At 70.5% G+C, this 25,708-nt stretch carries 21 protein-coding genes and 1 tRNA gene; 7 read left to right on the top strand and 15 right to left on the bottom strand.

Annotated features, from left to right (window positions below; all coding sequences use genetic code 11):
• Window positions 1–118: 118 nt before the first annotated feature.
• Complete coding sequence (locus ACWBNA_RS25720) at window positions 119–1,675, top strand: vWA domain-containing protein (RefSeq protein ID WP_482706875.1); 1,557 nt, start codon at window positions 119–121, stop codon at window positions 1,673–1,675.
• Between the two features lie 697 nt (window positions 1,676–2,372).
• Here the strand turns inward: ACWBNA_RS25720 and ACWBNA_RS25725 are convergent.
• Complete coding sequence (locus ACWBNA_RS25725) at window positions 2,373–2,714, bottom strand: hypothetical protein (RefSeq protein ID WP_482706876.1); 342 nt, start codon at window positions 2,712–2,714, stop codon at window positions 2,373–2,375.
• 1,093 nt (window positions 2,715–3,807) lie between these two features.
• On the opposite strand from ACWBNA_RS25725, the gene ACWBNA_RS25730 reads away from it, so the two are divergent.
• Window positions 3,808–4,089, top strand: a complete 282-nt coding sequence (locus tag ACWBNA_RS25730) for a hypothetical protein (protein WP_482706877.1) — start codon at window positions 3,808–3,810, stop codon at window positions 4,087–4,089.
• Window positions 4,090–4,849: 760 nt separating this feature from the next.
• Entirely contained in the window at window positions 4,850–6,433 is a 1,584-nt protein-coding gene (locus ACWBNA_RS25735; RefSeq protein ID WP_482706878.1) for an LPXTG cell wall anchor domain-containing protein, read from the top strand.
• 59 nt (window positions 6,434–6,492) lie between these two features.
• Here ACWBNA_RS25735 and ACWBNA_RS25740 read toward each other — a convergent pair whose 3' ends face one another.
• Window positions 6,493–7,755: an NAD(P)-binding domain-containing protein gene (locus ACWBNA_RS25740; RefSeq protein ID WP_482706879.1), complete on the bottom strand. Its 1,263-nt coding sequence runs from the start codon at window positions 7,753–7,755 to the stop codon at window positions 6,493–6,495.
• On the bottom strand, window positions 7,755–9,014 hold the full coding sequence (locus ACWBNA_RS25745) for a carboxylate--amine ligase (protein ID WP_482706880.1): 1,260 nt from the start codon (window positions 9,012–9,014) through the stop codon (window positions 7,755–7,757). The genes ACWBNA_RS25740 and ACWBNA_RS25745 overlap by 1 nt, the downstream gene beginning before the upstream one ends.
• A 175-nt stretch (window positions 9,015–9,189) precedes the next feature.
• Between ACWBNA_RS25745 and ACWBNA_RS25750 the strand changes: the two genes are divergently transcribed.
• Window positions 9,190–10,530 carry a glycoside hydrolase family 26 protein gene (locus ACWBNA_RS25750; RefSeq protein ID WP_482706881.1) on the top strand — a complete coding sequence of 447 codons (1,341 nt, stop codon included), beginning with the start codon at window positions 9,190–9,192 and terminating at the stop codon, window positions 10,528–10,530.
• Here ACWBNA_RS25750 and ACWBNA_RS25755 read toward each other — a convergent pair.
• From ACWBNA_RS25755 to ACWBNA_RS25795, 9 genes are read right to left on the bottom strand one after another with little or no spacing between them, the layout of a single operon-like run.
• Complete coding sequence (locus ACWBNA_RS25755; protein WP_482706882.1) at window positions 10,510–11,592, bottom strand: GNAT family N-acetyltransferase; 1,083 nt, start codon at window positions 11,590–11,592, stop codon at window positions 10,510–10,512. The genes ACWBNA_RS25750 and ACWBNA_RS25755 overlap by 21 nt on opposite strands.
• On the bottom strand, window positions 11,589–12,254 hold the full coding sequence (locus ACWBNA_RS25760; protein WP_482706883.1) for a YveK family protein: 666 nt from the start codon (window positions 12,252–12,254) through the stop codon (window positions 11,589–11,591). The genes ACWBNA_RS25755 and ACWBNA_RS25760 overlap by 4 nt, the downstream gene beginning before the upstream one ends.
• Window positions 12,251–13,402: a glycosyltransferase gene (locus tag ACWBNA_RS25765; RefSeq protein ID WP_482706884.1), complete on the bottom strand. Its 1,152-nt coding sequence runs from the start codon at window positions 13,400–13,402 to the stop codon at window positions 12,251–12,253. The genes ACWBNA_RS25760 and ACWBNA_RS25765 overlap by 4 nt, the downstream gene beginning before the upstream one ends.
• A gap of 1 nt (window position 13,403) precedes the next feature.
• Window positions 13,404–14,168 (bottom strand): polysaccharide deacetylase family protein, encoded by a 765-nt coding sequence (locus ACWBNA_RS25770; protein ID WP_482706885.1) that lies wholly within the window; start codon window positions 14,166–14,168, stop codon window positions 13,404–13,406.
• A complete protein-coding gene (murJ, locus tag ACWBNA_RS25775; protein WP_482706886.1) occupies window positions 14,152–15,852 on the bottom strand; it encodes a murein biosynthesis integral membrane protein MurJ in 1,701 nt (566 codons plus the stop codon). Before murJ ends, ACWBNA_RS25770 begins: the two co-directional genes overlap by 17 nt.
• A complete protein-coding gene (locus ACWBNA_RS25780) occupies window positions 15,849–17,195 on the bottom strand; it encodes an O-antigen ligase family protein (protein WP_482706887.1) in 1,347 nt (448 codons plus the stop codon). Before ACWBNA_RS25780 ends, murJ begins: the two co-directional genes overlap by 4 nt.
• A gap of 5 nt (window positions 17,196–17,200) precedes the next feature.
• Window positions 17,201–18,628 carry an exopolysaccharide biosynthesis polyprenyl glycosylphosphotransferase gene (locus ACWBNA_RS25785; RefSeq protein ID WP_482706888.1) on the bottom strand — a complete coding sequence of 476 codons (1,428 nt, stop codon included), beginning with the start codon at window positions 18,626–18,628 and terminating at the stop codon, window positions 17,201–17,203.
• Entirely contained in the window at window positions 18,625–19,806 is a 1,182-nt protein-coding gene (locus ACWBNA_RS25790; protein WP_482706889.1) for a glycosyltransferase, read from the bottom strand. The genes ACWBNA_RS25785 and ACWBNA_RS25790 overlap by 4 nt, the downstream gene beginning before the upstream one ends.
• 49 nt (window positions 19,807–19,855) lie before the next feature.
• Window positions 19,856–21,004 (bottom strand): DUF3344 domain-containing protein, encoded by a 1,149-nt coding sequence (locus tag ACWBNA_RS25795; RefSeq protein ID WP_482706890.1) that lies wholly within the window; start codon window positions 21,002–21,004, stop codon window positions 19,856–19,858.
• A 304-nt stretch (window positions 21,005–21,308) separates the two neighbouring features.
• On the opposite strand from ACWBNA_RS25795, the gene ACWBNA_RS25800 reads away from it, so the two are divergent.
• The 3 genes from ACWBNA_RS25800 (at window position 21,309) to ACWBNA_RS25810 (ending at window position 23,182) form a co-directional block, all read left to right on the top strand.
• On the top strand, window positions 21,309–21,587 hold the full coding sequence (locus ACWBNA_RS25800) for a hypothetical protein (RefSeq protein ID WP_482706891.1): 279 nt from the start codon (window positions 21,309–21,311) through the stop codon (window positions 21,585–21,587).
• 283 nt (window positions 21,588–21,870) lie between these two features.
• Entirely contained in the window at window positions 21,871–22,332 is a 462-nt protein-coding gene (locus ACWBNA_RS25805; RefSeq protein WP_482706892.1) for a tyrosinase family oxidase copper chaperone, read from the top strand.
• A complete protein-coding gene (locus ACWBNA_RS25810) occupies window positions 22,316–23,182 on the top strand; it encodes a tyrosinase family protein (protein ID WP_482706893.1) in 867 nt (288 codons plus the stop codon). Before ACWBNA_RS25805 ends, ACWBNA_RS25810 begins: the two co-directional genes overlap by 17 nt.
• A gap of 29 nt (window positions 23,183–23,211) precedes the next feature.
• Here the strand turns inward: ACWBNA_RS25810 and ACWBNA_RS25815 are convergent, their stop codons facing one another.
• The 3 genes from ACWBNA_RS25815 to ACWBNA_RS25825 form a co-directional block, all read right to left on the bottom strand.
• Window positions 23,212–24,171 carry a D-2-hydroxyacid dehydrogenase family protein gene (locus ACWBNA_RS25815; RefSeq protein ID WP_482706894.1) on the bottom strand — a complete coding sequence of 320 codons (960 nt, stop codon included), beginning with the start codon at window positions 24,169–24,171 and terminating at the stop codon, window positions 23,212–23,214.
• A 480-nt stretch (window positions 24,172–24,651) separates the two neighbouring features.
• Entirely contained in the window at window positions 24,652–24,978 is a 327-nt protein-coding gene (locus tag ACWBNA_RS25820) for a GYD domain-containing protein (RefSeq protein WP_482706933.1), read from the bottom strand.
• A 369-nt stretch (window positions 24,979–25,347) separates the two neighbouring features.
• A tRNA-Arg gene (locus tag ACWBNA_RS25825) sits at window positions 25,348–25,420 on the bottom strand.
• Window positions 25,421–25,708: the final 288 nt, after the last annotated feature.

Here is a 25,708-nt window from a genome sequence, read left to right on the forward strand (position 1 = left end):
ACGGCCGCCTTCCGTGCCCTCTTCGAGATCCATCCGCAACGCTCCGTAGCGCACGTTCCGTCCCCCTGCGCCGTCACAGTCACAGACAAGGCGTCAACGGACCAAGGGGGCACGGAAGATGGAGCGATATCGGATACGGCGGCTGCGCGCCGCCCTGCTCGCGTTCACCGCGGCGGGCGGCCTGCTGCTCACCGGCTGCGGCGCGGGCGACAGCGGCGACCGCAGCAGCGCGGACGGCGCGACCGGCTTTCCCGCACCCGACCACAACCGGGGCACCGGCGAACAGGACGGTGACCGCCCCGACGACGAGTCCCGCGAGGTCGCCCCCTCGCCCGACTACCTCTCCACCTTCGCCCTCGACGTCGACACCGCCTCCTACGGCTACGCCCGCCGCACCCTCGCCGACGGGCAGCGGCCCGACCCCTCGACGATCCGCCCCGAGGAGTTCGTCAACAGCTTCCGCCAGGACTACGAACGCCCCGACGGCAACGGCTTCACGGTGACCGTCGACGGCGCCCGCACCGACCAGGACGACTGGTCCCTGGTCCGCGTGGGCCTCGCCACCCGGGGCGCGGCCGAGCGGAGCGGCGAACGCCCGCCCGCCGCCCTCACCTTCGTCATCGACATCTCCGGCTCCATGGCCGAACCGGGCCGCCTCGACCTCGCCCAGAAGTCCCTGGGCGTGATGACGGACCGGCTGCGCGACGACGACTCGGTCGCCATCGTCACCTTCAGCGACAAGGCCGAGACCGTCCTGCCGATGACCCGCCTCGACGGCAACCGCGGCGAGATCCACGAGGCGATCGACAACCTGGAGCCGACCTTCTCCACCAACCTGGGCGCCGGCGTCGAGACCGGCTACGCCACGGCCGTCAAGGGCCTGCGCGAGGGCGCCACCAACCGGGTCGTCCTCGTCTCCGACGCCCTCGCCAACGACGGCGACACCGACCCCGACTCCATCCTCGAACGCATCGACGGCGCCCGCCGCGAACACGGCATCACCCTGTTCGGCGTCGGCGTCGGCAGCGACTACGGCGACGCCCTGATGGAACGCCTCGCCGACAAGGGCGACGGCAACACGACGTACGTCTCCGACGCCGAGGAAGCCCGTACGGTCTTCTGCGAGCAGCTCCCGAAGAACATCGACCTCACGGCCCGCGACGCCAAGGCCCAGGTCGCCTTCGACCCGGAGACGGTCGCCGAGTTCCGCCTGGTCGGCTACGACAACCGCCGCGTCGCCGACGACGACTTCCGCGACGACCGTGTCGACGGCGGCGAGGTGGGCCCCGGCCACACGGTCACCGCCCTCTACGCCGTCCGCACCAAGTCCGGTGCCGACGGCCATGTCGCCACCGCCACCGTCCGCTGGCAGGACCCCGAGACGCGCACCCCGCACGAGGAGTCGGGCCAAGTGGAGACCGCCTCCCTCGGCCAATCCCTGTGGAGCGCGAACAGTGGCCTCCAAGTCGCCGCCACGGCCGCGTACTTCGCAGACGCTCTACGCTCCGGTTACGGCGATACCCACAGCCGTACCGACACCCGCTGGAGCCCGCTCCCGGCCGCCCCGTCCCTGCTGGAACTCGCCGAACGGGCCGACAAGCTGGCCGTCATCACCGACACCAAGGCGATACGCCAACTCGCCGAAGCGATCCACCGGGCCCGCGACCTCAGGTAGCCGTGGGCTCATCCGCACAGCTTCCTCTCGGCTTCGTCTCGGCCCGGCCAGCGCACCCGCCGTACGTCCGCACGGCCCGGCCTGGCGGGCCGCGTCGGCGTCGCCCGCGATGTCATCGCCACAGCCGCGGGGTTGAGCTTGGGGCCATCGCAGGTTGGACGAGAGGGGCATACCCGAACTGACCACGGAGGGCCTCGACATCCCCGACGAGGAGGTTGCGTGTGGCGGCGCGGGCCGGCCGCAGTGCCATGAGGCGGCTCGGTGCCGGCCGGCAGACGCCAGGCAGTCGGGGTGGGGGCCGATGGCCCGAACACCTCGGACCGGTCGCGTGGCAGGGACAGGTCCACGGTGGCCTCGCCGCCGTCGGCGGGCATCACCAGATCGATTGTGGTCCGTCCGGGGCGCGTCCGGTGCCGCTCGGACGTCGCCGAGGCCGTGTGTCGGCGAAGGCTGAGGCCGGTGGCATCGGCTGATCGGCCGACGGGCGGGGTCCGGCAGTTGAGCACCCCGCGACCGTCGGACGAGACGACGAGCCCGGGGCGAGACCCGGTAGTGCGCGCGCAAAAAGTGCCTTCCCGCTCGGACTACGGAGACCTTGGAACAGGCCCTGCATCGCCCCAGCTCAGAAGGCACTTTCGCTATTCCGTCGTGATCCGGACACCGCCGGAATCGAAACGGTCAGGCTAACGGATCCCCGTCAGGCGCTGCAGACCGTGGTTGTCTCACCGTCGGTCTCCAGCGTGGCGCAGATTTGCGGGACCTTGTTCACGGTGATGGAGAAGGACTGTGCGGTACCGGCCTGAATGGTATGGCGCTGGTTCACGATGGCGCCGCCGACTGCGATCTTCGCAACGACGGTCCGTGCCTCGTCACATGCGATGGTGAAGGTGACCTTACTGGTCAGTTCGTCGTCGACCTTCTTGACGTCCACGTCACAGGGGAAGTCCTGCTGCGCGGCTGCCTGCGCGGGCACGGCGGTGAAGAGCGGCGCGGAAGCCAGCAGCACGGTGGCCGCCGAACGGAGCATGCGGTGAGGCATGGATTCCTCTCAAAGTGTCACTGGAAGCAGGCCGCCACAGGCGGCCGTTGCCCTCGATTACGGCGCCTAAAACCCCTTACGCGCCTTTTTCGGGAAGATGTGACCACATGTCGCAAGTAGCTCGCAACATGCTGCTGCTCCACTCAGGTGACCTCCCGCTCGGCTACAGACGCACATCACCCCCCGGTCCGGCGGCCATGGCGGCGCATGTCCGTACTTCCGTGCGGGAGTGTCGGCTTCCGTGCGTCCTTGCGCGCATGCGGGGCCCTGTGGGTTTCGTCGCCCGACCCGGGATCTGACACCTCATCACTCCTCACCAGCTCGAACCTGGCGGATATGGGCTGGAGGCGGTGCGTCCTGAAGGATCTTCGCTCCGCACGGCAGTGGGAAGGTGCGCGAGCTCGGCATCCCGGCCGTCGCTGACCGGGCGGTCCGGGCAATCCTCAAGCTGGTGCTGGAGCCGATGTCCCAGGCTGTCTCCAAGCCGGTCCTCTACGACTTCCGGCCCCTGCGACGGGCACACGACGCGATCGCCGAGATTCATTTTTACGGCCCGCGGCTACCGCTGGGTCCTGGACGTGGACATCAGGTGTCTTCGACTGGGTCGACCTCACCGGCACCCAGCACGGCGGCGGATCGTCCGCTGTCGTGGTCTGCAAAGCCGCCCAGACCAACGCCGGCCCGCACTCCGTACCTACTGACAGGGCCCTCGGCGGCGCCCGTCTGGCGGCTGCCGCGGTATCGACCCGCGGCGCCACCGCCGAACGACATGCCATAAGTCCCCTCGGTCAAAAGCAGTGCCTGTGTCAGTGGAAAGGGAGAACCGCTGTCGAAGTGCTGACTGCCGACCGCGCACGTCGGGCTGGAGTTCGAAATGGCAGTCATTCAAGTCGGTTTCTCGTCTTGTATGTCATTGCTCCATTGGGTGGCCGACCTGGTGTGGCCTGGGTGTTCCTAGTCCATGCCATCTGCCGTACAGGGCCATGTGGATGAACTTCCGGGGCCTGGGCCCTTTCAAGTTGTGCGGCCTTCCACGCCGGGGCAATATCGGTTCCGTTCTTCCAGAGAGGAAGAAACAGAACGGAGATTTCGAATGCGCAAGAGCATGAAGCTGGGCGCCGCCTCGACCCTCGCGGCGGTTGCCCTCCTCGCGGGTTCCGCCTCGGCTGCCAGCGCCTGCGACAGCACCCCCGTTGGTGGCGGCGACCAGCCCATCACCATCACGAACGAGAACACCAACGTCAACGTGAACGAGAACGAGAACGAGAACGAGAACACCGCGACGGCCACGGCCGCTGTCGACTCGACGAACACCCTTGACCTGGTCATCGACCTGCTGGACGGCGACGAGGTCGCCGTGCCGGTGGCGGGCTGATCGCTCGAGTCCAGTTCAGCGGTTCGGGGCATCCTTTCTTGATCCCCTTGGGGGCCGTGACCTGACCTGAAAGCGTCTTTCCCTGACGGGCGGATGAGGTGACGTCCTCATTCGCCCAGGGGAGAGGCGCTTTCCGTTTCCCGAGGCGGTCCTTCAGCAAGAAATCACTACGCCGTAGGCGACCGCATCGTGGAGCGCACTTCGGAGGGGACATGAGTGACACGGTCATCCTGCCGCGTTGCCCGGAAACGGGGAAGGCGTCATTCCGGACCGAGAGTGAAGCTCGTGCCTGGCTCATCAGGCAGCCACTGATCGAGAAGATTCCGGACCGGATCTACAGGTGCCCCGGATGCCGGCACTGGCATTTCACCGGGTCCCATCATCTGACCAGTCAGAAAATCCAGTGGCGACGAAACCACGGCAGGCGTGAAGCCGCTCCCCGGCGCAGCCGCAGGAAGAGAGGGAGGAGCTGACGAGAAAGTCTTTCCGGTTCGCTTCCCGCTGCAGGGAACCGAACCCACTCCCGACCGCCCTGGGGTCCGGCTTCTGTGCCAGATAATCCCACGGATTCCGGCGTACAACACGTACAAGTTTCCGCACAGAACCTGCCAGTCTGGCGAATGGTTAGGCGTGTGAGCACCAGCCGACTGGCTGTGGCCGGCTGACCTTCGACCAGTCCCTCGGTTCCAGGTCGGATTTTCCCACTTCTTCGAATAGGAAGACGACGAGATTGCGACAGAACCTGAGTAAGGGAATGGTCGTGGCCGCAGCCGCGACCGGCATCCTGTCCCTGTGCGGCATCCCGGCGTTCGCGGATGCGCACTCGGAAGGGACCGTGGGGGGATCGGTCGGTGCCCAGTCCGACGACAGCGCCCCTCGCGAGCACGCTGATCACAACTCCTTCAGAGGGCACGCCGACGGCGACGGTTACGGCGGCGACAGCGACGACGGCGCTTACGGCAAGGATGTCGTCGGCAAGGTAGATGACAGCGGCAAGGATGTCGTCGGCAAGGTAGATGACAGCGGCAAGGATGTCGTCGGCAAGGTAGATGACAGCGGCAAGGATGTCGTCGGCAAGGTAGATGACAGCGGCAAGGATGTCGTCGGCAAGGTAGATGACAGCGGCAAGGATGTCGTCGGCAAGGTAGATGACAGCGGCAAGGATGTCGTCGGCAAGGTAGATGACAGCGGCAAGGATGTCGTCGGCAAGGTAGATGACAGCGGCAAGGATGTCGTCGGCAAGGTAGATGACAGCGGCAAGGATGTCGTCGGCAAGGTAGATGACAGCGGCAAGGATGTCGTCGGCAAGGTAGATGACAGCGGCAAGGATGTCGTCGGCAAGGTAGATGACAGCGGCAAGGATGTCGTCGGCAAGGTAGATGACAGCGGCAAGGATGTCGTCGGCAAGGTAGATGACAGCGGCAAGGATGTCGTCGGCAAGGTAGATGACAGCGGCAAGGATGTCGTCGGCAAGGTAGATGACAGCGGCAAGGATGTCGTCGGCAAGGTAGATGACAGCGGCAAGGATGTCGTCGGCAAGGTAGATGACAGCGGCAAGGATGTCGTCGGCAAGGTAGATGACAGCGGCAAGGATGTCGTCGGCAAGGTAGATGACAGCGGCAAGGATGTCGTCGGCAAGGTAGATGACAGCGGCAAGGATGTCGTCGGCAAGGTAGATGACAGCGGCAAGGATGTCGTCGGCAAGGTAGATGACAGCGGCAAGGATGTCGTCGGCAAGGTAGATGACAGCGGCAAGGATGTCGTCGGCAAGGTAGATGACAGCGGCAAGGATGTCGTCGGCAAGGTAGATGACAGCGGCAAGGATGTCGTCGGCAAGGTAGATGACAGCGGCAAGGATGTCGTCGGCAAGGTAGATGACAGCGGTAAGGATGTCGTCGGCAAGGTAGATGGCAGCAGTAAGGATGTCGTCGGCAAGGTAGATGACAGCGGCAAGGTCGACGACAGCAGTTACGGCGGCGACGAGGCCGGTTACGGCGGCGACGAGGCCGGTTACGGCGACGAGGCCGGTTACGGCGACGACGGCGGTTACGGCGACGAGGCCGGTTACGGCGAAGACGGCGGTTACGGCGGCGACGAAGCCGGCTACGGCGACGAGGCCGGTTACGGCGAAGACGGCGGTTACGGCGACGACTCGGAGACGCCGCCTGCAACTCCCCCCACCACGCCGCCCGTCACCCCGCCTGTCTCACCTCCGGCGGAGCCACCCTCCCTTCCGAACACCGGCGCCGGAGAGGAGGCGTTCATGGCCGCGGGTGCCGCCGTGTTGCTGATGTCGGGTGGCGCCATCCTGTACCGCCGAGGCCGGGCCGCGTCCCGTCGGTAGCGTCCCGGTCCGGGTGCCGGACACGGACCGTGTCCGGCACCCGGAGCCACTCCCGTCCGTCAGGGGTGTGCCTGCACCGCTTCCGGGCGCCCCCGGCCCACCGCTGCGGGGATCGTTCCGACGGGCGGCGTGGTGCGCAGTCGGTGGCACACCCCTCGTACGAGCGTCGTGGCCGTGAACGTGGCGCCGTGGACGAAGCGCATGGCCGGCCCGAACGTGGAGGCGGTCACCAGTCCGCCCATGAACAGTCCCGGGTGTGAGGACTCGAAGTCCCGCCCGACCGCGGGGGAGCCGTCGGCAGCCGTCGCCAGGCTCCCGCGTAGTTCTTCGGAGAGCAGGCCGAGCCGGTCCAGGGTCGGCCGGAACCCCGTGGCCGCGATCACGTGTCCGGTCTCCAGGGAGCACCGCTTGGCGGCCCGGCTCACCGTCTCCAGCCGAACGCCGCCCCGCACCACACGGGCCGCTGCGACCTCTTGGCCGAGCAGCACTTCCACCGCCTGCTCGACCCGGTCCCGTACCCACCAGGCGCCCGCCGGTCCCAGCGCGGTGGCCGTGATGCGGGCCCGGGTCGGCTCGGGAAGACGGCGGAAGAGCCCCGGGCGCTCGGCATAGAACCAGTTGCGCCAGCCGCAGCCGAGCCCGCTGTGCGGGGCACGGGCCGACTGCCACCAGGGGCGCTGCCACGGCGGTGGCACATCGTTCCAGCCCAGCCCGTCGGCTCGGGCCAGTACCCGTACACGCGTGCCCTGTTCGGCGAGGAGCGCAGCGGTCTCCAGGGCCGCCTGGCCGCCGCCGATCACCGTGACGTCCCTGCCCCGGAAGCGGCCGAGGTCATTGTGGTGACTGCTGTGGGAGACGAACGCGGGGTGCAGGCCACGCAGCGGGGACGGCACCTCCACGAAGGGCATGACGCCTACCGCCAGTGCCACCGTCCGGGCCCGCAGTACCTCCCCGTCCTCCGTGACCGCCTCGAATCCGGCCGCGCGGGCCGTCACCCGGCTCACCATGCGCTCGTCCACCTGGGGTACGGCGTGGTGCGCGAACCACAGGCCGTACGCGGCGAAGGTCGCCACCGGGATCGGTTCGGCGTGCCGCGCCGTCAGGCCCTGGGTCGCGCAGTAGGCGTCCAGCCGCCAACGGCCGACGGGATCAGCGAGGTTGGAAGCCCAGGGCTCCGACTTGAGGAACATGCCGCGAGGCATGTGGTCACGCCAGGACGCCATGGGCCGCCCGAGGACGCGCAGGTTCAGCCCGGCTGCCGCGGCATGGGCCGCGATGGACAGGCCGTACGGTCCGGCGCCCACCACCAGCAGGTCGTACATCAGCAGCTACTCGCTTTCTCGTCGTCGAACGCGATCGGCGTGGCCGCCTGGCGGACCACGCGCGTCGGTGCGGGAGCCGTCGCGGCCGCGCGCAGCCGCTCCCGCATCCGGCGGAACACATGGCGGCACCACAGGGCCCGCATCGCCCGGCCGGGAGCCGGGTCGTCCGGGGCGTGCCAGGCAAGTTCGCGCCCACGGGGCGCCGGCCGCAGCGCGGCGAGCGGCGCGTAGTTCTCCACCACGAATGACCGTCCCACCAGCGGCTGGGCCGCCGGCAGTTGGCGGTAGGTCAGGTCGAGGTGCAGGGCGCGTACGACGTCCAGCCCGGCGGTGTCGGAGAAGAGACGGAACTGGGCGCCGGGGCGGGGGTTGAAGTCGAGCAGGTGGTAGCGGCCCGTCGTGTCGCAGCGGCGGAAGTCGAGGTCGAAGATTCCGCGGTAGCCCAGCGCACCGGTGAGCCGCTCGGCGAGCGCCCGCACCTGCGGGTTGTCCGTCCAGCGTCCGACCACGGTCAGGCCTGCTCCGCGCGGCCACGCCCGCTGCTTGCGGCCTGGCCCGCCCGCGCGCACGGCGCAGGAGCGGTCGGCGTATCCGTGGAAGAACCAGTCGCGGTCCGGGCCCGGTGGCAGATACGCCTGCAGCAGCAGCGGGCTGCCGGCCTCCGCGGTACGCAGATACAGCTCCCGCGCCTGCTGCGCGGACCTCACCAGCACCGTGCTGTGCAGCCCGCTGCCCGTCGGCACCTGCCAGGGCCGGCTCCACTTCGCCACCATCGGCAGACCCAGCCGCCGGGCTGCGTCGGCGGCCTGCGTCGAGCTGTCCGGGATCAGCGTGACTGGGTGCGGGATGTCCACAGAAGCGCATACGAGGGCCAGTCCGGCCTTGTCGGCGACGCGTTCGAGCAGTGCGCCGGGCGTGGCGGGCAGCAGATACGAGGGGGTGAGTTCCTCGCGCATGCGGCTCACGGCGACCGCGCTCGCGTCGTCCATCGGGACCAGGACGGCGGGACGCGCGACCCGGGTGGCCACCCGGCGCAGCACGACGGCGATCTCGCTGGGGGATGCCCCGGGCGGCGGCGGAGGATGCGTTTCGCTGACGAAGCGCGATCTGGTGACGGGACTTCCCATGGAATCGGCGACCACATGCACCTCCACTCCCGCTCTGCCGAGCGAGCGCACGGCGCCCAGCGTTCCGTGGTGAAAGGGATTCCGGTCGATCCGCAGCAGAACGGCGGGGACGCGGGTGTCGAGCAGCGGCACGGATTTCATTCCTTCGGATCGGCTCACCCGCACAGGGGAGCGAGGTACTCGAAAGCCGTAAGCGCGATGGCGTCATTCCATTTCATGTGGCTGACTGCATGTGGCTGGGCGTCAGTAGAGCGGCACGGATAGAACGAGGGCAGAGGACAGAGTGAGAGCGGGGAGAGGAGCAGGCATGGTTCTACGGAATTGCCGGGTCCGGACCGGGCGGCTGACGGTCGTCTCCGCGGCAGTCGCCCTCTCGGCCACGCTGGCGTCCGGCGCCGGCTTCGCGGCGGGGACACCGCCCTCCGCCGGTCCTTCCGCTCCGACGACGGCCGCCCCGGCGCCGACAGGGCCCGGGGTGACCGCATCGGTCGCGTCGTCGTCCCCGCAGGCGCCGCAGGCGCCCGCGGTCACCCCGGTCCCGTCCCTCCCCGAGCTGCCGCAGCCGACCCCGCCGACCCCTTCCGACACCGGGCCGACGAACCCGGCGCCCGGCCAGGAGAGCCCCGCCTTCGGCGCTTTCCTCCACTCCGGGACCCAGGGCGTGGTGGGCATGAAGGGACTCAGCAACTGGCTGGGGGGTGCCGAGCTGCGCGTCGGTCACAGCTATCTGCCCGGCGACCGCTGGAGCAACATCGAGGGCGCTCCGGGCTTCCTCGACGTGTGGGCGCGCTGGCGCAGGGCCAAGGAGGACCGGCTGTTCGTCCTCAACGTGCCCATGCTGGAGCGCAACGAGGCGGGTGTCTCGGACGCCGAGGTCCGGTGGCTGCTGCGACAGGGCGCTGCCGGACACTTCGATCACCACTTCCGCACCCTCGCCGAGCAGCTGGTCGCGTTGAGCGTGCCGGACACGATCCTGGTGCTGGGCTGGGAGATGAACGGCACGACGTACACCCATCGCTGCGGGCCCGACCCGGAGGCCTGGAAGAAGTACTGGAACAACATCGTCACCGCCATGCGTTCGGTGCCGGGCCAGAGATTCCGGTTCGACTTCACGCCGAGCCGCGGTCGGGACGCCATTCCCTGGACGCAGTGCTATCCGGGGGACGGCACCGTCGACATCATCGGCATGGACGCGTACGACCAGCCGCGAGGAACTTCCTTCGACGAACAGGTGAATGAGCCCTACGGACTTCAAGCGCACGTGGATTTCGCAAAATCCCACAACAAGCCTATTTCCTATCCAGAATGGGGGCTGTTCCGTAACGGTGACAACGACGAATACATGCGGCGGATGCTCGCCTGGATCGATGCGCACAAGCCGCTGTACAACACGCTGACCGACTACTGTCCGCACGGTGTCTGGCAGTGCCCGGCCAATCCGGGTTCGTCCCGGGTGTACCGGTCCGTGCTCTCCGGTCGCACCGGCGAACCCGCGACGCTGCCCGTGCCCACCGCACGTCCCGCACCGTGGCGCTCGACGGGCTGCTCGCCGCTGCGTCTTGGCGACTGGGTCGAGTCCTGGCTCGGCCGGAGGTGTGCTCGCGTCCCGACAGGTGGCCGTGGACCACTACTGGAAGCGACTCAGTAACTCCTTGCACCGGCGACGCGCGGCCACGTCGCCGACCACCGCCGACATCAGCGGGGCCGTGCGTCGCCGGGCCAGCAGTAGCCGCTGGTTGGCGACGGGTTCGGGGCGCCAGCGGTGCTTGTAGGGTTCGTCGCCGCGCAGCAGGCTCAGAGTGCCCAGTCCGCTGATGCCCATGTGCTGGGTGCACGCGTCGAGGAGCATCACCGCCACGTCCGCCTTGCTTTCCCGCAGACGCGGATGGGCGCCGTACAGGTATCCGCCTGTGATCCGGCGCGACAGCAGCGTGAGGTCCACGGCCACCACGTCGCCGTCGAGCCGGAACTCGGTGATCACCGCGTCGCCGGAGCGCACCATCGGTCCCACGGAGCGGACCAGATGCTCGCAGAAACGGGTGCGCAGATGCTCCGGCGTCACTTTCCGTCCCTGCCACTGCAGCCGGTGCAGCTCCAGCAGCCGCCGCAGCGCCGCGTTCACCTGGTCCGGCCGTACGACATGCCGTTCCACACCGAGCGACCGCAGCCTGCGCAGCTTGGCGCGCACCCGCTGGGCTCCGTGGGACGGTAGCCGGGACACCAGCGCGTCCATGGGCGCGGCCGGCAGTTCCAGGCACAGCGAGTCCTGCATCCGGCGGTGCGGGCCGCTCCAACGGTCGTAGACGCGTTCGACCGCACCGCCCGGCCGCACCTCGCGGAAGTCGATCAGCGCCGTGCGGGCGGCGGTCGAGAGCGCCTCGGTGAGCGCGGCGGCCGCCCGGTCCGCCCGCTCGTCTTCGATGAGCACGTCCCCGTAGTCGGAGATCACCCCGCCGAGGGGTACCAGTGTGGGCACCGGACCGCGCCGGAACATCAGGGGCGCGGCGGCGACGAGTTCGGCGCCCGCGTGCACCAGCACCAGCCGCAGCCGGCCGGGCCTGCCGTACGACAGCCACCACGAGTGCAGCCAGGCGTGGTTCTGGAAGGGGGTCGCCGCGCCGCACCGCTCGTACAGCCGCCCCCACTGCGAGGCCAGCTCGGCGAAGGCGTGCGTGTCGGTGACGATCTCCGTGGTGTACGCCGCTGTCACAGTTGTCCGTGCACGTCGGCGGCTGGGGCCGGAACCGGCACCGAAGCGGGTCGGACGGGTTCGTCGTCCCCGGTCGTGGTGCGCCTCGGACGGACGAGCAGCAGCAGGCCGCCGAGCAGGCCGCCCGCGCTGGTGCCGACCAGGGTCGTCAACTGCGGCGACGCGGACGACGGCTCGGTCGGCCGCACCGCCTGCGAGAACTGGACGAGTTGGACGTGGGTGCTGTACTTGGTGTCGTTCGCGTGCAGGGTCAGCGCGTGGGCGACGGCGTTGGCCATGCGGGCGGCGGCACCGGGGCGTCGCGAGGTGGCCGAGACGGCGACCATCGGGGCGTCCGGCGAGGTGGCCGTCCGCACGCTCCGCTGCAGCGTCCGTACCGGCACGTCCGCCGACACCTGCGCGTCCCCGAGCACCGCGAGTTGCGTGGCGGCCCGGCCGTACGCCTGCGCGAAGCCGAGCGCGGAGGCCGGGTCGGACTCCTCGGTGGGTACCGCGACGACGTAGCTGGTGGCCGTGTACACCGGGGCTCTCAGCAGGCCGTAGGCGCCGCCGGCCAGGCCGCCGACGAGCGTGCCGGCCACGAGCAGGACCCAGGGCAGCCAGGCCGCGGCGCGGGACTGACGCCCGGACGGCCGGGAACAGGGGATGGGGTTTTCGGTCATGACGAACTGGCTCCCTGGGGTGAGGGGGACGACGAACTGGACACCGCCGCCGCGTACACGTCCATGAGCCGGGCGGCGCTGCGGGTGATGCTGTAGCGGTGGGCGGCGGCCGGGACCGTACGAGGCCGTGCACCGGCCGCGCGGACCTCGGCGACGGCGCGGACGTACGCCTCCGGACCGCCGCGCACCCGCCGGGCCGCGGCGGCGGCCCGCGGGGGCAGGTCCTCGATCGCCGGGCACGAGGCGTAGAGCACGGGCAGCCCGGAAGCCAGGGCCTCCACGACCGCCAGTCCGAAGGACTCCTCCAGGGACGGTGAGACGAGCAGGTCCATGGCGGCGGTGAGAGAGGGCAGGTCGGGGCCGGGGGAGCCGTCGGGGACATTGGGGCGTTCGCCGGTGAACAGGACGCGTTCGGCCACGCCGGCCTCATGGGCCGTGCGACGCAGGACGCTCGACTCCGGGCCCGCGCCGACCAGCAGCAGCCAGTGGTCGTCGGGAAGCCGGGCGATCGCCCGGATCAGGACGTCGAAGCGCTTGCCCGGGGTGAGCCGGCCGATCCCGCCGACGACGTAGGCGTGCTCCGGCAGGCCGAGCCGGCGGCGGGTGTGGTGGCGCCGGGACAGGTCGAAGCGGAAACGGCTGACGTCGATGCCGTTGGGGACGACCTCGATGCGCGGGGCGGGCACACCCCAGCGTCTGAGACGGTCGGCGACCACGGGAGAGACGGCGACCGTGGCGGAGCCGAGGCGCTCGCTGGCGAGGTAGAGGGCGCGGACGCCCGCCGTCAGTTTTCTGCCTTCCATCTGGGAGTCGCCGAGGGAGTGTTCGGTGGCGATCACAGCCCTGACGCCCGCGAGGCGGGCGGCGAGCCGCCCGTAGACGCAGGCGCGATAGAGGTGGGTGTGCACCAGGTCGTAGCCGCCCGCTCGGATCAGGCGGACCAGGCGAGGGAGCGCGGACAGGTCGCGGTTGCCGCCCATGCCGAGGTGGTGCACGCGGACGCCGTCGGCGACCAGCCCGTCGGCGACAGCACCGGGGTTGGTGAGGGCGGCCACCTCGCAGGCCACGGGGAAATGACGCAGCAGCAGGCGCAGTTGCTGTTCGGCGCCGCCGACGCCGAGACCGGTGATGACGTGCAGAGCCTTCATGTCACACACCCGCCACGGGGCGCCGGCGCAGCCGGTGCAGCCGGTGCTTGAGGTGGAGCCGCCAGGCAGTGTCGTTCTCGCCGATGTGCAGCCGCGGGAGGGCGTGCGGGCCGGTCAACGGGCCGGGAGCGATGGCGCAGGCGTAGGTGTACCCGGCTTCCCGTACGGCGGCGACGGCGCGCCGGTCGACCGTGCCGTAGGGATAGCAGAAGCCGTCGACCGGAGCGCCGGTCAGCTCCGCCAGCAGCGCCCTGCTGTCGGCGACCTCGGCCTTCAGGGTGGCGTCGTCGGCCCGGGTGAGATCGACGTGGGTCAGCCCGTGCGAGCCGATCTCCATGCCCTCGGCGGCCGCGCGCCGGATGCCGTCCGCGCTCAGCAGCGGCTTGCGCGGACCGAGAGGATCCCAGGAGTTGACGCCGCCGAGGCGTCCGGGCAGGACGAAGAGGGTGGCGCCGCAGTTCCAGCGCAGCAGCGCCGGAAGGGCGTGGGTGAGGAAGTCGGCGTATCCGTCGTCGAAGGTGAGGCCGACCAGGCCCCTTCGCCGCCCCCGGGCGCGGGCGGCGAACAGTTCACGCAGGGACACACCGCGCAGCCCGCGTCGGCTCAGCCAGGCCAGCTGCCCTTCCAGCCGCTCGGGGCTGACCGTGATGCGGTACGGGTCGTCCGAGCAGTCGCCCACGGAGTGGTACATCGCCACCCAGGGGGCCAGTCGGGGGCGCGCCGCGAGGACTGTGCCGGTGACGGGGGAATCAACGGGAACGGCCATGCGTCAGCCTCCGTGTGACGGTACGTACGGAATGGAGTGCGGATGCGCAGCCCTCGGTGCCCAGGGCCCGGCTGAGCGGGAGGAACACCGCGGTCACGGTCACGCACCCGGTCAGGAGGCCCGCCACCGGGGACTGGGGCCCACTCGCGGCCAACGCCCCCGTCACCGTCGCGACCGCTGCGGCCGGTAGCGGCGGGCTCAGCTCGGCCAGCACCTGCCGGACACGGATCGGGACCCCGCGCGGGCCGCGGCGCCCGGGCTTGCCGGCGAGGCCGGCGAGCAGCAGTGCCGCCGTGACGGTGATGCCGGCGGCGTTTGCGGCGGCGATACCGGGCACGCCCCACGGGCCCACGGTCACCACCCCGATCCATGAGGTCGCGATGATGCCTGCCGCCATGGCGCCGACCGGATACCAGGTGGGCCGCCCCGCCGAGAAGTAGGAGCGGATCAGGACGCCCACCAGGGTCTGGCCGAGCAGCCCGAGGGCGTACACACGCAGCACGCCCGCCGTCGCCGCCGTGTCCCGCGCCGTGAACGCGCCTCGCTGGAAGAGGAGTTCGGTGATCTGCGAGGCGCAGGCGATCACCGCGGAAGCGCCGAGGAGCACCAGCCAGGAAGCCAGGGCCAGGTCCCGCTCCACACGGGTCCGGGCCCGTTCCGTGTCGCCGTCCGCGAGCGCCCGTGCGATCACCGGGAAGGTGACCGTGCACAGCATCAGCGACAGCGTCATGGGGATCTGGGCCACCTTCTGCGCGTAGTTGAGGTGTGAGATGGCCCCGGAGGGAAGGGTGGAGGCGAGGAACCGTTCGATCAGGACCTGGGACTGGCGGCACAGGGCGAAGAGGAGAACGGCGCCCAGCAGGGAGAGGCGCATCGGGCCTGCCTCGACCACGGCATCGCCGGACGCGGGCGTACGACTCTTCAACTGCCGCCACAGCGAGGGAAGTTGGACCACCACCATGAGGCAGCCGCCGACCGCGACCCCGGCCGCGGCCGATCGTACGCCCCAGTCTTTGCCGAGCAGGGACATCGTGGCGATGATGCCGGTGTTGTAGGCGACGTAGATCGTCGCGGCGGCCAGGAAGCGCCGATGTGCCCGCAGGACCGCGCTGCAGTACCCGGCGAGCCCGAAGGCCGGCACGCAGATCGCCGTCAGCCGGGTGCAGTCGACGGCGAGACGGGGATCGGGCAGGCCGGGCGCCAGGGCCCCGACCAGGTACGGGGCCCCGGCGGCGACCAGCGCGGACACGGCGACGAAACCGAGGGACAGACGGGGCAGAGTACCGATCACCAGGGAGCGGACCGGATCTCCGGGGGCGCCCTGGGCGCGTCGGGCCAGGGCCATGCTGAACGCCGGGATCAGCACGAAGGCCAGCCCGTCCTCGATGAGCAGCGTGGAGGCGAACTCCGGCACGGTCCACGCGATCAGGAAGGCGTCCGTCTCGCTGCCCGCCCCGAACATCCGGGCCAGCGCCTGGTCGCGCACCAGGCCGAGCAGTGCCCCGGCGATCGACAGCGACGCCGTGATCAGGGTGGCCTTGGCGAGGAAGCTCCGGGAGACCGCGGTGAGGTCGGTGCTGTCCGAGGCCCGCGCCGCGGGCAGGGCCGCACGCTCGGTCCCGGATGCGGATGTGGAAGCGGAAGCGCGCTCAGTCCGTGGGCTCCGCGGCGGCGTCATCGTCATCGCGCCACGGCCTCCTCGACGCTCCGCGGCGCCGGAACAGACGCCGAGCCCGCCCTCTCGCCGTGTCCGGCCAGCGCCCACCAGGCCGCCAGCCCGAAGCACACCCCGGTCAGCACGGTGGAGGGGCCGCCGATGTCGGCGTACAGGAAGTCGGTCAGTTGCCAGACCAGCAGTCCGCAGGCGACGAGCGCGCAGTCCAGGCCGGGCCCCTGTGACGCCCGCGTCCGCGACAGGCGCCGCAGCCCGCCCACCAGCAACGCCAGCCAGCTCCCGGCGAGTGCCGACAGGCCGATCAGGCCCTGCTCGCTGAGCACCAGCAGATACATGTTGTGCGGCGACAGGAGCGGCTGTCTGCGGTACGCCGACCCCGCGCCCTCCGTGTCGCTGGCCGCTGACAGCGCCGGCGAAGCGTACCCGTCCCGGTACTCGGGGAAGCCCTTCAGTCCGACGCCGGTGACCGGGTGGTCGCGCCACATGCCGGTCGCGGCCGCCCACAGGGCGAACCGGTCGACGACGGACTGGTCGGGAGCGTCGGTGACCCGCGTGATGCTGTCGATCCGCTCCTGCAGCATCGCCGTGCCGACGCCGAGGCCGCCCACCAGGATCACGCCCACGGCGGCCACGGCCGCGGCCGTCCTCAGCGCGCGCCGCAGCCCGGCCAGCGCCAGCTGCGCCGCACAGGTCACGGCCGTGGCGATCCACGCGCCCCGGCTGAAGGACAGCGCGAGCGGCGCCAGCAGGACGAGCGCGCACCCGACGGCGACCCACCGCTGTCGCGGGGAGGTCCGGCCGAGCGCCAGACCGACCGCGCACACCAGGCCGACGGCGACCACTGTCGCCATGCTCATGACCTCCTGGGGCCCGAAGGTGCCGACGGCGCGGATGTGCTCGCCCCGGTAGGAGGCGCCGGTCCGGGTGACGTACTGGTGCACTCCGACGGCCCCCTGCCACAGGGCGAGCCCCACCAACGACCAGGTGAGCACGCGGAAGTCACCCCGGTGGCGGATCAGTAGCAGGACCGCCGCCGGAACGAGCACGAAGACCTGCAGACAGCGGCCCATGCCGGTGACACCGGCCCAGGGTGAGAGTGCCCCCATGGCGGCGACGGCCAGCCCGACGACCGGCAGACCCAGCACCACGGCGGCCGTACGCGACAAGGGGCGCCGCCGGTCCCGTACGAGACGGATCGCGCAGTACAGCACCGCCAGCCCGGACATCGCGTCGGCGGGACCCGCGCCGTCCGGGGTGGTCGGCAGTGCCAGCAGGCCGATCACGGCCATCACGGGCAGGACCGGTGGCAGGGAGGTGCCCCGGCGCGGGAGCGGCGTCAGCGCGAGGCGCACGGCTCTCAGCTCCCCGTCGGACGCACGAGCGTGGCCGCGGTACGCAGCAGGATGCAGACGTCCTGCCACAGCGACCAGTTGTCGATGTAGGCGTTGTCGAACCGGCAGCGGTCCTCGATCGAGGTGTCGCCACGCAGCCCGTGGACCTGGGCGAGCCCGGTGATGCCGGTGCGCACGCGGTGGCGGTCCGCGTAACCGGGGTAGGTCTGCCTGAACTGCGCGACGAAGTAAGGCCGTTCGGGGCGCGGGCCGACCAGGCTCATGTCGCCCCGGAGAACGTTCCACAACTGGAGCAGTTCGTCGAGCGAGGTGCGCCGCAGCATGAGGCACAGCCCGCGCATCTCGTTCTCGTCCGCCACGCTCCACCGGGTCGCCGCCTCGTGCGCGTCGACCGGGCGGTGCGTGCGGAACTTCAGCAGCGTGAACGGACGCCCGTCCTTGCCGATGCGCTGCTGCCGGAACACCACGCCGGGCCCGTCGCTGATCCGCAGTGCCACCGCGCACGCCAGCAGCAGGGGGCCAGCCAGCAGCAACAGTGTTCCGGACACGAGGATGTCCAGCGTCCGCTTGCCCACGCTGCCGCGGCGCGCGGCGGTCATCTCCAGACGCCGGCAGGGGAACCCGGCCAGCCGCTCCTGTCTCGCGTACGACGGAGCGCCCGCGTCGACCTCCCATACCTCGCATCCCGCCTCGGCCAGCGTGCGCAGCAGTGGTCCCTGTCGGGTCCGCACGGACGGATGGACGGCCAGCACCGCCCGTACCCCGTTCTGGATGACCGCCCGCTCGACTTCCTCCCCGGTCGTCAGCACCGGCAGGCCCTCCGTACCGTCCGAGCGGTCCGCCACGATTCCCACGGGCCGCATCCCGCACGACGGATGCCGCAGCACGGCGGCGGCCACGCGCTGCGCGGCCTCCGCCGGGCCGATGACGAGAGCGGTGCACGGGTGGCGCAAGAGTACGGCGCGCCACCTCGCGTACTCGGCGGCGCGCAGCGCGCAGCCCGCCGCCGCCTGCACGGCGAAGCCCGCCAGCAGGGTGCGGGCGGACAGCGCATGGTCCGGCCGGTATGCCGCCACCAGTGCCGCGAGCGCGAGCCAGGCCACTGCGGTCCGGCCGCAGACGGTCGGCAGCTCGGGCAGGACGCCTGGCACCGGGGGGTGTGCGCGGGGCGCCCCCAGCAGCAGTGACGCGGCGAGCAGCAGCGTGACGGGGAGCGGGCGCAGCTGTGGTCCGGGCAGGGTCAGGGCGCCCAGCAGGGCGGCCGCGCCGTCCACGACGAGCAGCGGCACCGGCGAGGTGGGCCGTGGCGGCGGCCTGTGGGCGGGGAACCGGCCGCCCGGGGCGGTGGCCTGCGGCGGCAGGAGCGATACGGGCGAGAATCCGTGTTCCCGGGGCTGTGCGCCGGGGGAGGGGACGGTGCTTTCCGCGGTCACGAGTGGAGGGGCTCCCTGTGCTCGATGGGCGCGACGCGCCCTGCGGGCCATGCGCCGATCAGGTCGCGATAGACCTCCGCGACCGCCTCGGCGGTGTGCCGCACGTCATGTGTGGACAGCACGTGTCGGAGCCCCCGGTGGCCGAGAGACTCGCGCAGCGGCGGGTCGAGCAGCAGTTCTGCCACAGCCCCGGCCAGCACCACCGGGTTCTCGGGCGGGACCAGGCACCGCGCGGTGACAGAGAACGGCAGGCTTTCGCGGGCACCGTCGACGTCCGCGACCACCACCGGCCGCCCGCAGGCCATCGCCTCCAGCGGGGCCAGCGCCATACCCTCCCAGCGGGACGGCAGAACGACCAGATCCGCGGCCTGGTACCAGGGGGAGGTCTCGGCGACGGCTCCCACGAACAGCACGGACTTCGGCGCCCGCGCCCGCAGCCGGTCGCGGTCCGGCCCATCTCCGACCAGCACGAGACGCGCGCCGGGCACCCTGGGGGCGACGGCCCTCCACGCCGTCAGGAGGACGTCCTGCCCCTTCTGGCGGCACAGCCGCCCCACGCAGACGACGAGCGGTGCGGCGGGATCGACCCCGTGCAACGGCTCCAGGCCGGTTCGTACGGTGCCGGCCGGGGCGGGATGGAAGCGCCGGGTGTCCACACCGTTGGGGATGACGCTCCACCGTCCGTCGATTCCGGCGCGCACCCCGGTGGCGCGCTCCGCCTCGCTCACACACACCACCCGCGAGGCCCAACGCGCCCCCCACCGCTCCCACGTCAACGCGAGTGCCGAGGCGACCCCGCCGACCGCCTCGAAGGACCAGGCGTGTGGCTGGAACACGGTGGGGATCCGCCCCCGCACGGCGAGCCGCCCGGCGAGCCCGGCCTTCGCGCTGTGGGCGTGCACGACATCGGGGCGCACCTCGTCGATCAGACGGGCGAGGTGCCGCACCTCCCGGACGAGCGACGGACCCGGCGACCGCGTGGCGTGCCAGTGCCGTACGTCGGCGCCGAGCGACCTGAGTCCGACGGAGAGGGTGCCGTCGGGGCAGGCCGTCGTCACCGCCAGGCCGCCCGCGAGCTGCGCCCGTACCAGGTTCGTCACGACGCGGGCGACACCGCCTTCCACGGGCTGGGCAAGGTGGAGGACCCGCGGCCGGGAGAGGGTCGGTGACCGATGCATGCGCGATGTCCTCGCTCGGGGTGGTGCTCGGGACGGCGGCGGACGCGTCTCACTGCTGGGCGTCGACGGCGATGAAGAGCGCGCCGGCCCACACCACGTCCCGCTGCGACTCCAGCCGGAAGGCCAGCTGGTTGCCGCCCTTGCGCAGACCGCGGCCGAGATCGAGGACATCGGAGTCGTAGCCGAGGGTGTTGGCGTACGCCGGGACACGCTTGGGCGCGGCCGTCCCGGGCTGGCTGATCGTGGAGTTCAGGACGTCGGCGACCGGGTTGGAGGAGTTGGTGAGGGGGGTGACCGTGGTGCGAGGGCGCTGACCGTGCGTACCAGCCCGGGTGGTCCGGAGGGTGAGCGTGTCGCCGGTGACGCCGCGGTCTCCGTCGTATGTGACCAGACCCGCGCGGCCGCCCGCGCCGGCGGGGAAGCGCAGCCGCGACAGCCGGATCTCCTGCCCCGCACCGTGCTTCAGCGTGTCGAAGCCGTCCCAGAGGGCGAGGTGCCGCAGGGGCGCCGCCGGGTTCCGGTACGCCACCACCAGCGTCCAGCCGCCCCACGCGCCGGCCGCCGACCTGCCCCCCGCCACGTTGACCTGCGCCACGGTGTACAGACCCGGCCTGCTCTCCCGCACCAGCTTCGTCACGTTCGCCGAGGCCTGGAAGGCGTCGGCGCCGTTCGCCACCCGGTGGCCGACGACCGTGTCCGCGAGAACCTCCTTGTACTCCCCGCCGGGTTCGGCGATCAGCACCCGCCCATTGTCCTTCGGCGGCTTCTGCTCGCCGACGCGCAGATTGCCGCCCCAGTACAGCCGTGCGTAACTGACCCGGGAGCCCTTGGGCAGCCGGACCTCCGCCTGGGAGGAGTTGTAGGTGTTCGGGTCGCGGTCGATGTCGATGTAGTCCGTGTCGAAGTGGCCGTTCACACCGGCCTCGCCCGCGCGGGCGGCCGGGCAGCCGTGCACCGTCGACTGCGGAGGTCTTGGGACCGCCCCTGTCGTACGGCAGCTGATGGAGGTGTTGGCCGCGCGCACGATGCCGCCGTGCTGCAGTGCGCGGTACCGCTCGGCGAACGCGACGCGGCTCGCCTCCGGTGAGGGCGGGGCCGTGGCCGCGGTCGCCTGGGCGCCGACGGATGCCCAACTCCCGACGAGGACAAGAGCGCCTGCCGTCACGCGGTGCATCAGCGGGACAAGAGAATTGCGCATGATCGGCGTTTCCCTTTCGGAAAAAATTGCAGTGTCAGAGGGCGTACGAAGGCGAAGTGGGTGCCGTGAGGGCGCGTGGAGAGGTGCGCAACTCTAGCCGCTCATGGATATGAGCAGACGAAACCTGGCGAGCGTGTCGGAATGGTGAAGGAGAGGTGGATCCCGCTGGGAGATCCGGCCCCTTGAAAATCTCGCATGAGGAGTCGGCGACCCTGCGTGCGGAGTTACCGGACCGGTCGCGGGTCGGTGGGCACCGGTTCAGAAATTTCCCCCGGCTGCGTACGCGGCCGAGGAAAGGAACGCGATGAAGTCTCTGACGTCTGCCGCCGTCGTCGCCGGATCCCTGGTCATTGCCGGTGCTGCCGCGTTCGCGTTGGCCCAGAACGCCGCTGACGTGAGGGTGCTCACCACCGTCGACACCGTGGCGAGCACCCTCACCAGGGGTCCTGCCCGGAAGGGGTCGGTGCGGAAGTTGGACGGGCTCGACATCAAGAAGAAGGACTCGCCGCTGAACACGGTGCGGGGCGCGGCCAAGGGACTGGCCGGCGGTAAGTCGCTGGACGGTCCTCCGCTGCACAGCTGAGGTTTTTCCCGGTCGCGATGTCCTTTACCGGCGCTGCAGGGTGTCGTTCCGAACAGGCCGATTCCGCGCCCGGTTGAGTCGGCCTTTGGTGTTGTCCGTGGACGTGAAAAGCGGGGGTGTATGCCCTTCCTCGATTTCGCCTGGTACCGTGCCGCAATTCCCTCTGGTAACTCAAGGGACGGCGAAAGTGGAATCCCTCATTCGTGTGGTCGTGTGTGTACGAATAGGCCGCTCGGGTGAGGGAACGTACGGGCGCGTTCCGGCGCGTCGGTACAGTGCCGCGGTGACCTCAATCACCAACCAAACGTGTTCTCCGGGCCGCAGGCGGGTACTGCTGGGACTGCTGGCGTCAGGGGCCGGGGTGGCGCTCTCACCGGTCCTGACGGCGTCGGGGTCGGTCGTGCCGGCGGAGGGGTTCGAGGAGACATATCGCCGGCGTCGTGTAGTCGGCGTCAGACGCCGCGTCGGCGGGTCCGGAGACGACGGCTCCGGCGGGTGGCAGGTCACCGTGGACGGACGGCCGCTGCACCTGATGCGTCGGGCGGACGGCAGCTGGATGACCATGGTCGACCACTACCAGTCCTATCCGACCCCGCTCGCCGCCGCGCGCGCGGCCGTCGACGAACTCGGCCCCACCGAGGGGCTCGGCACGCCGGGCGACAGTGGCGGCCGCACGAACGGCAGCGGTGCGGCGGGCGGCCGCACAGGATTCGAGGGGGATCATCGCAGTGGTGTACACGCGTAAGGACGTCAGTACGCTCACCCGTGCCGAGCGGCGTCGGCTCATCACCGCGTTGCTCGAGATCAAACGCCGCGGTGAGTACGACGAGTTCGTACGCACGCACATCGAGTACTACAAGCCCGACGGCGAACACGGTCTGCGCACCGCGCACATGGCGCCCTCCTTCCTGCCCTGGCACCGCAGGTTCGTGCTGGACCTGGAGCGGGCACTGCGCCGCGTGGACGATGCGGTGACCGTCCCGTACTGGGACTGGACGCGTGATCGCACTCCGAAGGCCGCACCGTGGACCGGTGACCTGCTCGGCGGCACCGGGCGGAGGTCCGACCGCCAGGTCATGACCGGCCCCTTCGCTCACCGCAACGGCAAGTGGACCATCAAGGTGGGATTCACCGACACGCCGTTCCTCCAGCGTGACCTGGGACGCTCCCAGAAACCCATCGCACTGCCGACGGCCAGGGACGTGGCGGGGGCCCTCGCCGATCCCGTCTACGACACGGCGCCGTGGAACTCCACGTCCGCCAAGGGGTTCCGCAACAAACTGGAGGGGTGGGGACCGGGAAGGGGCGCCGCCTCGTGGCGCAACCACAACCGGGTTCACCGCTGGGTCGGCGGCCAGATGGTGGGTGGCGCCTCCGCCAACGACCCCGTCTTCTGGATGCACCACGCCTTCGTCGACCTCCTGTGGTCCCGCTGGCAGCGGCGGCACCCGAACGCCCGCTACCTCCCCGCGAGACCGCTCGCCGCGGGCGACGCCCAGCACGGCAGGGTCGTCGCACGGCAGGAGAAGATGCCGCCGTGGGACGTGACACCGGAGGAACTGCAGGACCACAGCGGGATCTACCGGTACGCGTAGCGACCGCCGTGTGACCGGCCGGTCGGCCGTCAGGGCAGCCGTCGTACCGGGTGGCCCGACAGGTAGGCCCGGATGTTCTCCACGGCCTGGCCGTAGTACGTCGCGTAGTTGTCCCGGGAGACGTAGCCGAGATGGGGAGTGGCCAGCAGGCGAGGGGCGGTGCGCAGGGGGTGGTCGGCCGGGAGGGGCTCGGTGTCGAAGACGTCGACGGCGGCGCCCGCGATACGGCCCTCGTGCAGCGCGGACAGCAGGGCGTCCTGGTCGACGATGGCCGCGCGGGAGGTGTTGACCAGGTACGCGGTCGGTCTCATCAGGGCGAGTTCGGCGGGGCCCAGAAGGCCGCGGGTGCGGTCACCGAGGGCCAGGTGGACGGAGACGAAATCGCTGGACGCCAGCAGCGCCTCCTTGGAGGGGGCGAGGTCGACGCCCACCTCGTCGGCGCGCTCCTGGGTGAGGTTCTGGCTCCAGGCGCTGACCTGCATGCCGAAGGCGAGCCCCACCTGCGCCACCCGGCTGCCGATCTTGCCCAGCCCGAGCAGTCCGAGGCGGCGGCCGTGCAGGTCGGCGCCGACCGTCTGCTGCCAGAGGCCGCCGGAGCGCAGGGCGTTACTCTCCTCGACGATCTGGCGGGCGAGGCCGAGCAACAGGGCCCAGGTCAGTTCGACGGGCGGGGTGGAGGAGCTGGCCGTGCCGCAGACGGTGACGCTGTTCGCCTCGGCGGCGGCGTAGTCGATGACCGTGTTGCGCATTCCGGAGGCGACGAGCAGCCGCAGCCGGGGTAGTCGGGCGAACAGCGAGGCCGTGAAGGGCACGCGTTCGCGCAGGGTGACCACGATGTCGACGTCCGCGAGGGCCGCGGCGAGGGCGTCCTCGTCGGCGAGGTGCTCGCGCAGTGCCACCACCTCCACCTCCCCCTCGATCACCGACCAGTCGGCGAATCGGGTCGCCATCCCCTGGAAGTCGTCCAGCACCGCACAGCGAAGTCGCACGTCGTCTCTCCCGTCTCGTCGGTGACGCGACGGTACACGGGCGGTTGCGGCGGCCCGGCGGCCCGGCAGTTCCGCGGCCCGGCGGTTCCGCGGTTCCGCGGTTCCGGGGATTGCCGACACCCACGTCACGCAGGAAAGCCCGGAACGTCGGCAGCTCGACGGCACAGCTGCCCTGACGGGCCGGTGTCAGAGCGGTCGGTAGCTCCAGGAACTCCGCCGCGCCCCGAGCAGGGGAGAGGTAGAGCCGTCCGCTGTGGTAACCCGCGTCCCGTAGCGTCTCCCCCCAGTTCGTAGGGGCGACGCAATCTGCGATTGCCACCTTCGAGGGGAACTCCGGTCGTGCTGCCTTGAGGTTCTCCGACCTCGTAGCCCAAGCCACACCGCTACTCACCACTCACCCCAGCCCCCATCCCGTCCGCCGGTGACGCGCACAGCGTGGGGCGAGCATGGTTCATGGCGTGCTGTAACAGATCTGGACCATTACGAGCCAGGAGCCCGGTACTGGACCTGCTCCGCTGTGCGCAGGGCCGTCAGCGTTTCTTCAACGGTCAGAAGAACAGTCGTCTCGAACGAGCTGAGTGCGCCGCCTCCGCTGATCGCCAGCGCAGCCGCGGCCATGGACACGTTGTCCGGCGCCTCCCACAGGTTGTAGCCGTCGTGCGTGCCGAAGGCGTACCAGAAGCCATGGAGCTTCCCGCCGACGGACTCGATGTACGACTGAGCGGCCTGTGCGCGGTCCTCCGGGTGGCCAATGAGCCTCGCCCAAGTCTCCGGCGTGTAACTGAACCTCGATAGGTAGAGCGGCATCATGTCTCCCTTCCGTTCCGTCAAGGGATGCCCCGCGGGGCGGCAAACGCGCCGACGGCGGTTCGGGAATCCCCCGTACGGCCGGGACGATGAGCGGCAGGCGACAGTCGGCGGATGGGACGCTCACCCAGGCGGTGTGCAGAGGCTTCGGGCGGGAACTTCCCGAATGGGGCATGGCGAAGGCCCCCCGAAGGGTGGACGGTCGGAGAGTTGCGCCCACAGTCACCGCGATAACCCGGTGACAGCCTGACAGCCTGACAGCTTGGAGCCTTCCCTTGATCATCGGGGGAGTGCCCGGGGCTGCTGCGTGTCGAGCGTTACATGGTCTGACCAGCAAAAACACCCTCCCGGAGGAAGGGCGAGGATAGGCGCCCCCGGCAGGACTCGAACCTGCGGCCAAGCGCTTAGAAGGCGCCTGCTCTATCCACTGAGCTACGGGGGCCGGGTGTGGTGGCCTCTGTCGTGGGTGCGCCCGGGTGTGGGCCGTTCCGTGACGTTGCCGGGGACAAGGATAGGGCTCCCGCGTCCTTGTCCCTGTTGCTTCGCCTCCGTGGCTCGATGTGGAGGTTCGGTGAAGCGGTCCTGATAATCGCAGGCAGGTGCGAATCATGCATCCCTTTTGGCTGCTTGTGCATCGGGTGTTGTGCACTCGTTATGCCTTGACTGTGCCCGTGTCCCAGTCGTCCCTTCCGCCCCTTGTGTTCCGTCGGCGCGCAGACATGCTCATATG

This window comes from Streptomyces sp. Q2, from assembly GCF_056820935.1.